This window comes from Ruminococcus sp. B05 (assembly GCF_003628495.1).
GTDB lineage: Bacteria > Bacillota > Clostridia > Lachnospirales > Lachnospiraceae > Schaedlerella > Schaedlerella hominis.
In genome coordinates this window covers 274,054-282,113 of the sequence record NZ_RBZR01000002.1, presented here as the reverse complement: position 1 = coordinate 282,113, position 8,060 = coordinate 274,054, and the positions used below count along the sequence as shown (strand labels likewise).

Below are 8,060 nucleotides of genomic sequence, written 5' to 3'. Positions count from 1 at the left end.
ATTATAAGCATCTTCTTGAGAAACGTCCTGATTTTTTGCTGGCAGGAGAGTTTAGCGAATTCGGGAAAAGTCAGGGGTGTGGGGAAGAATATAAAACAAGAGAAATCGATGTGGATCCTTTGCTGACACAGGGAGATGGTGTGGAACTGTTGTATGATAACGATTATGATGAATTTTCACCAATCTCTCAAGAGTTGGAGAAAAAATTACACAAGATAGATGGTATCGATTGGGAAAAATCTAATTTGATCAAAGGAGCTTATGTAACTACAGTTATGTCCAGAAAGGGCATCCGTCCTTATGACGAAGGGCTTTCGAATCTTACAGATGACAATATGGTGGAAGGATTCAGTTGGGATACTGTGCAGATTTTAAATGACAATCAAATCTTGTCGCTTGAGAAATACGTTCAGGATAATCAACTCAATATTGATTTGAAATCTTTGGAAGAAGGAAATGGCGTGTTGCTCATACATGATCATATGCTGACCCCGGAACAGCAAAAACTTGCAGATGAAGCAATTGGCGAACCGGTATACTTTAAAACTTTGCTTTCAAGAGAAGATGCGATTCTTAGAAAAGAACAAAGTAATTCTGAGAATAAAGAGAAACAACAGGAAGACGAATTCCCTCAAAAGGAATCTGAAACATTTACTCTATGTGGTTATTTGGATCGGCAAAACGATGATTTCCCGGAAATAAATCAATCCTGGCATGGAGAATGCAGCTTATACTATTTTATCAGTGAGAAAGGCTTTCAAAAGATACCAACTGAGAAAAAGATATTAACAATGGAATTAACTGCCAATCCGGAAAAAGAACCTTATGTGAAAACACAGATCAGCGAGCTGGTCTCCGAGGAAAATAAGAAACGCTCTGAAATGACAGAAGTATCAATGGATGAAGGAACCGGCGAAGCAGGAGTTTTTGTTATCTGTAAATCAGACCTGATGCAGCAAAAAGAAACATATATGAGAGGAAATCGAATTCTCTTAGGTGCTGTAAGTATCATATTATTCATTGCGGGATTGACCAATTATTGCAACGTTGTATTTACAGGGATGTACTCTCGGAGAAAAGAATTCGACATTATGAAAAGTATCGGGATGACGGATAAACAAATGAAATTAATGCTCTTAGGAGAAAGTAGTTATTATTTTTTGTGCGTGATGGGAATGCTGTTTACTGTAGGGGTGGCAGCCTTGATTGGCGTAAAAATTTATATGGAAAATAAATTATCATACTTTACATTTCATTGGCCGATTCAGATTACTGTGAGTGTAATGTTATCATTTGCAGTTATTAATATTTTTGTTACATGTCTTGTGTGTAAGGAAAAATCTGGAAAAACAAATTGATCAAAAAGGAATGAATTATACGCTTTTTAAGGCTTGTAAGGTGGTGCAAGAAAGTCATGACCAAAGAGTGATAATCAAATCATATAGATAGCTTATGGCAACAGCAGGTTGCTTTTCATCCTGCAGATTTATCGATATGATAAAGATAACGGAGGTGACGACTATGGAAACAAAAAATATTATTTTGAAACTTCGTACTGAAAGAGGAATGTCACAAGACGAGCTGGCAGATAAAATCATGGTTACAAGGCAGGCAGTATCACGTTGGGAAAATGGAGATACAGTTCCCAATACGGATACGCTTAAGCTCTTATCGAAAGAATTTGATGTCTCAATCAATACGCTTTTGGGAGAACCCAGAAAGCTGATCTGTCAGTGCTGCGGGATGCCAATTGATGATGATTCCATATTGGGACGTGATAAAGATGGCACATTAAATGAGAAGTATTGTAAATGGTGCTATGCAGATGGAACGTACACATATAACGATATGGATGAATTGATTGATGTATGTGTAAAGAATATGGTAAATGAAAGCTTTAACGAAGAACAGACACGCACTTATCTGAAAGAAATGCTTCCAAAGTTAGATTACTGGAAAAGGTATGATGAACTTAGTGATAATGGGCAGTTTGAAGAGTTTAAAAAGCAATTGATAAATGAAATTAATGATCTGCATATAGACGGACTTCCAAGGATAGACAAACTAAATGCACTTGTGGGAAAATATGTGAATCTGGAATATACTCTGCCTAATGGACAAAAAGTGAAATTCCTTGATGATCAGAAAACCTACCTGGGCAATCAATTGGAATCTGAATTCGGAGGAGACAGGTGCTTCGGTATTCTTGCAGGTATGGATTTTCTTCTCGTATGTACATATGAGAAGAATGGTGAAAATCCGGAGCTTGTGATTTATAAAAAGAGATAATATAAACAAAAAGAATAGTCTAGACAAATAAATGACCGTTTACTATTATCAAAACGTAAATGGTCGTTTATTTATTTTAGAGAAAATATTAATTGTGGCACTGCATCTGTTTGCCAGAGATGGTTACGAGACTGTCTACGTCAGCCGGATAGCAGGATAACTTGATATGACAAAAGGGGCATTGTACCGTCATAACAAAAGAAAGAGAGATATTTTTGACTGTATTGTACAGCGTATGGAGCAGCAGATGGAATTATCATGCATCTTGGTAGCGATTTGTGCATGTTAGTTGTCTGTATATAGACAATGAATTCAATTAACGATAGAATAATTATGGTGGTAAATCCGTGGCACTCGGTGTGATGTCTCTGGGATGCCGTTATGAAGCAGAATTGCGCGAAGGAATGGAGTAACGGAATGAAATGGAAAAGAATTTGAAGTGTCTCGGTGTTTTTTCACACCTTGTCCTCGTTGCGGCTTTATTATTGCTGACCGCCTGCGGCAACGATTCACCTAAAATGGTGATTACCACGCAGAACGGTATCACAACATATGAAGGCAAATTTGAACCGGAACGATATATCGAAGCTCATATCCGGAGCGATGGGTAATAGAAAAATATAGTTTATGTGCGGCTAAAAAATTTGTGTGAAAGTGAAGAAATATAGGGGGTCGAATAGATAACATGGAAAAATATAATATCAGCCTCAGGCAGATTACAGAAGATAATTTTATTGAAGCATTTAATTTGAAACTCGCAAACGGACAGGAACGTTTTGTTTCCCATCCAATTCGAAGCCTTGCACAGGCTTATGTTTACAGGAATCAATGTCAGCCGTTTGGAATTTATAAGGATGATACTATGATTGGTTATGTCATGGTGATTTATGATTATGATATTCCAGAATACGATATATGGCATATGATGATTGATGAATCTAATCAGGGACAGGGGTATGGAAGTATTGCATTGGAACTGACGATTGAGTACATTAAAACGAAACCATTTGGGACATCGGATAAAGTAACACTAACCTGTAATATGGACAATATTCACGCATTAAATTTATATAAGAATAAAGGCTTTAAAGAGACTGGAGCGATGGATGAAGATGAGATAGAGTTATCCTTGATGTTATAGCAAAAGCGCAGGATTTGTTATGGTGATTTGGGAGAAAAGAGCAATTTATTGATTATATGGAGCAGCATGAAAAAGGAGAAGATATGGAAACAGATATCATTAAAATCAGCCATCTGAATAAAAGATTTGGCGAAGTAAAAGCAGTAAATGATCTGAGCTTTCGTGTGAAAAAAGGAGAATTGTTTGCGTTTCTTGGAGTAAACGGTGCAGGGAAAAGTACAACGATTTCTATTCTCTGTGGACTGCTGAAAAAAGACAGTGGAACTGTTCTGGTAAATGGAATAGAAACTGACAAAGCCAGTGCACAGACAAAGCGGATGCTTGGTGTTGTATTTCAGGATAGTGTGCTTGATAAACCGCTTACAGTGAAAGAAAACCTGATGAGCAGAGCTGCGTTGTACGGCATTACAGGAAATGCTTTTGATAAAAGATTACAGGAACTGGTCGAGATTTTGGATTTTGACGAGTTTTTAAACAGACCTGTAGGTAAGCTGTCGGGAGGTCAGAGAAGAAGGATTGATATTGCCCGTGCATTATTGCACAGACCAGAAATTTTGATTCTTGACGAACCTACTACAGGGCTTGATCCGCAGACAAGGCAGTTAATCTGGAATGTTATCGAGAAGCTTCAGAAAAATGAAAATATGACAGTATTTCTAACCACTCATTATATGGAAGAGGCTGCTAATGCCGGGTATGTTGTGATTCTCGACAAAGGAAGTATTGCAGCGGAAGGTACACCGTTTGAACTTAAAAATGATTATGTACAGGATATAGTATCTGTTTATGGGGTTTCCGAAGATGAAATAAAGTCATTGAACAGAGAATATAAAAAAATACGTGACGGATATCAGTTAAAAGTAAGAAATACGAAGGAAGCAACGAGACTTATTGTAGAGCATCAGGACTTATTCACGGATTATGAAGTAGTAAAAGGCGGTATGGATGACGTATTTCTTGCAGTCACAGGAAAGAAGCTTGGAGGTGAACGCTGATGAGAACAGTATTGGCACTAATGAACAGGAACAGGAAACTGTTTTTTAAAGATAAAGGGATGTTGTTTACATCAATGATCACACCCGTCATTCTGATTATTCTGTATGCTACGTTTCTTGCAAAGGTTTTCAGAGATTCTTTTACAGCAGCAATTCCGGATATGATTACGATTTCGGATAAGCTTATTAATGGAACCGTGGCAGCACAACTGACAGCATCACTTATGGCAGTGAGCTGTATCACTGTAACATTTTGTGTGAATCTGACTATGGTGCAGGACAAGGCAAATGGAACAAGGAAGGATTTTAATGTTTCACCGGTCAGCAGGGGAAAAATTTATTTGGGCTATTTCCTTTCAACAGTTGCTAATTCTTTGATGGTCAATGGACTTGCGTTTGTATTATGCCTGGGATATTTATTTAAAATGGGATGGTATATGAATGCAGCAGACATATTATGGGTTTTATTTGATATGATATTGCTCGTCCTGTTTGGAAGTACGCTTTCAAGTATCATTAGCTTTCCATTGACAACACAGGGACAGCTTTCAGCTGTAGGTACAATTGTCAGCGCAGGATATGGTTTTATATGTGGTGCTTATATGCCGATTTCAAATTTTGGTTCAGGTCTTCAGAAGGCACTGTCTTATCTTCCGAGTACATATGCTACTTCATTGATTAAGAATCATATGCTTCACGGAGTTTTCAGGGAGATGGAGAGAAAACATTATCCGGATGAAATGGTTGAAGCGATAAGAGACACGCTTGATTGCAATCCGGTATTTCATGGAAATGTGGTGAGTATAAATCAGATGATTGGCATTATGATGGGAAGCATAGCTGTATTTGGAATTATTTACTATGTGGTTACATTGTTGCCAGAGGGTGAAGGCGGACGATAGGCTGCTCGACTTGAATTTTAAGAATGCTAGGCGATGCAGAAAAATTTATAGTAAAGGAAGCCAGACGCTAAGACGCAGTGCAGATTGTAATATTACAGTTTTGTACTGCGTCATTTATATTATGGGAGGTCAGAAGAATGAAAGCAATCATATATACATCAAATACCGGAAGCACAGGATTCCTTTATTTACGTTACAGGGGAACTTTGATGTGAAGAAGCTTCATGGAGCATATCGTTTCATGATGAATGTCATGGTTAAAATCGCCGGAAAGGGACTGGCAAATAAAACCGACCGTACGCCCGAAGAGGATGATATAAAAATGAATATTCACAAAAATAAGATGCTATGGTATAATACAAAGTGCTGTATTAGAGCTTCTTATGAGAGAAGCTGAAATATGGAAAAGATTTAAAAGGTAAAGAACTTGACAAGGGAATATCCCAGGAAAGTACGAGATTATACTCAGCCAGATTTGTAGATCGGTTTGGAAAGAGAAGTATAGAATACCGTTACAGTGAAAAGGAGTGGCGTAGCGGAGAACCAAAGAGTAAATCAGGTTATCGAACGATACCCTTAACAGAAGAAGCAGTTACTATACTAAAAAACAAAAAGAAAAGAATCAAAGGATTTATAGGAGGAAATATAAAAGATGAAATTAGGAATCGTTGGTTTACCAAACGTAGGAAAAAGTACATTATTTAATTCATTAACAAAAGCAGGAGCAGAGTCAGCAAACTATCCATTCTGTACAATCGATCCGAATGTCGGTGTTGTTACTGTTCCAGATGAACGTCTGAATGTATTAGGAGAGATGTATAACACAAAGAAAATCGTTCCGGCGGTAATTGAATTCGTTGATATTGCAGGTCTTGTTAAAGGAGCATCAAAAGGAGAAGGACTTGGGAACCAGTTCCTTGCGAATATTCGTGAAGTAGATGCTATTGTGCATGTAGTAAGATGTTTTGAGGATAGTAATATTGTGCATGTAGATGGAAGTATCAATCCTCTGCGTGATATTGAGACAATAAATTTAGAGTTGATTTTTTCTGATCTTGAGATTTTGGAAAGAAGAATTGCTAAGACAACAAAGGTTGCAAGAAATGATAAAGAAGCAGCAAAAGAATTAGAGCTGTTAAACAGAATGAAAGCACATCTGGAAGATAATAGACTGGCTAAGAGTTTTGAAGCAGAGTCTGACGAAGAGCAGGAATTAATTGACAGTTATAATCTTTTGACAGCTAAACCAGTTATTTTTGCAGCAAATGTATGCGAGGATGACCTGGCAGATGATGGTGCTCAGAATGCAGGAGTGCAGGCAGTACGAGAGTATGCAGCACAGGAAGGATTTGAAGTATTTGTTGTATGTGCTCAGATTGAGCAGGAAATCGCAGAATTGGATGATGAAGAGAAGAAGATGTTCTTAGAGGATCTTGGATTATCGGAATCCGGACTGGAAAAACTGATCAAAGCAAGTTACAGCCTGCTTGGATTGATCAGCTATTTGACAGCCGGAGAGCCAGAGGTTCGTGCTTGGACAATCAAGAAAGGAACAAAAGCTCCACAGGCAGCAGGTAAGATTCATTCTGATTTTGAAAGAGGATTTATTCGTGCAGAAATCGTAAGTTATGATGATCTGATCGCATGTGGAACACATGCTGCAGCAAGAGAAAAAGGTCTCGTACGTCTGGAAGGTAAAGATTATGTCGTACAGGATGGAGATATCATCGTATTCCGTTTTAATGTATAACTTGTAGAAAAATATTTCATTTTATTAATGGAATCAGCTGGATAGAGGAGAAAAAGAATGCATTATGATATCAGTTTCCCAAATTTGGGAATAACATTTGATCATGTTGGAAAAGTGATTTCGCTGCATGGATTTGATATCGCATATTATGGGATCATCATAGGAACAGCAATTATGCTTGGCTTCTGGATCGCGACAAGAGAAGCAAAGAGGACAGGACAGAATCCGGAAGATTATCTCGATATGGGGATTTTTGGTGTAATTGTAGGAATCGCCGGAGCTAGAATTTATTATGTTATATTTTCATGGGATATGTATAAGGACAATATATTAGATGTCTTTAATCTGAGAGAAGGCGGTCTTGCGATTTATGGCGGTGTAATTGGTGCGGTTATTGCAGTCTTAATTTGTTCAAAAGTGAAAAAAATCAGTGCTCCGTTGATTCTTGATACGATTGCAATGTCATTGGTAAATGGTCAGATGCTTGGACGATGGGGAAATTTCTTTAATCGTGAAGCATTTGGTGAATATACCGATTCACTGTTTGCTATGAGACTTCCGGTAGATGCGGTAAGAGATAGTGACATTACAGAGAAAATGTGGGCACATGTACAGATAATTCGTGGTGCGCAGTACATTCAAGTGCATCCGACATTTTTATACGAATCATTTTGGTGCGCTTGTGTATTACTTGTTTTGTTTCTGTATAGAAAGCACAAAAAATATAATGGAGAATTATTCTTGATGTATTTGTTTGGATATGGTCTGGGAAGAGTCTGGATTGAAGGACTTCGTACAGATCAATTGATATTGCACAGAATCGGAGTTCCGGTATCACAGCTTTTGGCAGCACTTATTGTCGCAACCACAGGAATAATTTTGATGGTTCAAAAAATCAGATATACGAAAAAGAAATAGAAGAAACACGCAGTGTGCGAAGAGTGTGCTGCGTGTTTTTTTATTTAGTAAAAGGTTATATAAGG

General features: G+C 37.7%; 10 protein-coding genes. All 10 read left to right on the top strand.

Annotated features, from left to right (window positions below):
• A partial coding sequence (locus D8Q48_RS04295) for an ABC transporter permease (RefSeq protein WP_130647811.1) occupies positions 1-1,358 on the top strand: 1,358 nt, incomplete at its 5' end.
• A gap of 163 nt (positions 1,359-1,521) precedes the next feature.
• The gene (locus D8Q48_RS04290; protein ID WP_121055563.1) at positions 1,522-2,289 is read left to right on the top strand and encodes a zinc ribbon domain-containing protein; all 768 of its coding nucleotides are present in this window, start codon (positions 1,522-1,524) and stop codon (positions 2,287-2,289) included.
• A gap of 166 nt (positions 2,290-2,455) precedes the next feature.
• Positions 2,456-2,578 carry a hypothetical protein gene (locus D8Q48_RS17870; protein WP_330514299.1) on the top strand — a complete coding sequence of 41 codons (123 nt, stop codon included), beginning with the start codon at positions 2,456-2,458 and terminating at the stop codon, positions 2,576-2,578.
• Positions 2,579-2,711: 133 nt separating this feature from the next.
• A complete protein-coding gene (locus tag D8Q48_RS04280; protein ID WP_121055561.1) occupies positions 2,712-2,900 on the top strand; it encodes a hypothetical protein in 189 nt (62 codons plus the stop codon).
• 74 nt (positions 2,901-2,974) lie between these two features.
• Entirely contained in the window at positions 2,975-3,430 is a 456-nt protein-coding gene (locus D8Q48_RS04275; RefSeq protein WP_121055559.1) for a GNAT family N-acetyltransferase, read from the top strand.
• Between the two features lie 83 nt (positions 3,431-3,513).
• On the top strand, positions 3,514-4,425 hold the full coding sequence (locus D8Q48_RS04270) for an ABC transporter ATP-binding protein (RefSeq protein ID WP_121055590.1): 912 nt from the start codon (positions 3,514-3,516) through the stop codon (positions 4,423-4,425).
• Positions 4,425-5,327, top strand: coding sequence for an ABC transporter permease (locus D8Q48_RS04265; protein ID WP_121055557.1), 903 nt, complete (start codon positions 4,425-4,427; stop codon positions 5,325-5,327). Before D8Q48_RS04270 ends, D8Q48_RS04265 begins: the two co-directional genes overlap by 1 nt.
• Positions 5,328-5,538: 211 nt before the next feature.
• Positions 5,539-5,724: a hypothetical protein gene (locus tag D8Q48_RS17105; RefSeq protein ID WP_172696950.1), complete on the top strand. Its 186-nt coding sequence runs from the start codon at positions 5,539-5,541 to the stop codon at positions 5,722-5,724.
• 255 nt (positions 5,725-5,979) lie between these two features.
• Positions 5,980-7,077, top strand: a complete 1,098-nt coding sequence (ychF, locus tag D8Q48_RS04250; RefSeq protein ID WP_121055553.1) for a redox-regulated ATPase YchF — start codon at positions 5,980-5,982, stop codon at positions 7,075-7,077.
• 57 nt (positions 7,078-7,134) lie between these two features.
• Positions 7,135-7,995: a prolipoprotein diacylglyceryl transferase gene (lgt, locus tag D8Q48_RS04245; RefSeq protein ID WP_121055551.1), complete on the top strand. Its 861-nt coding sequence runs from the start codon at positions 7,135-7,137 to the stop codon at positions 7,993-7,995.
• Positions 7,996-8,060 lie beyond the last annotated feature (65 nt).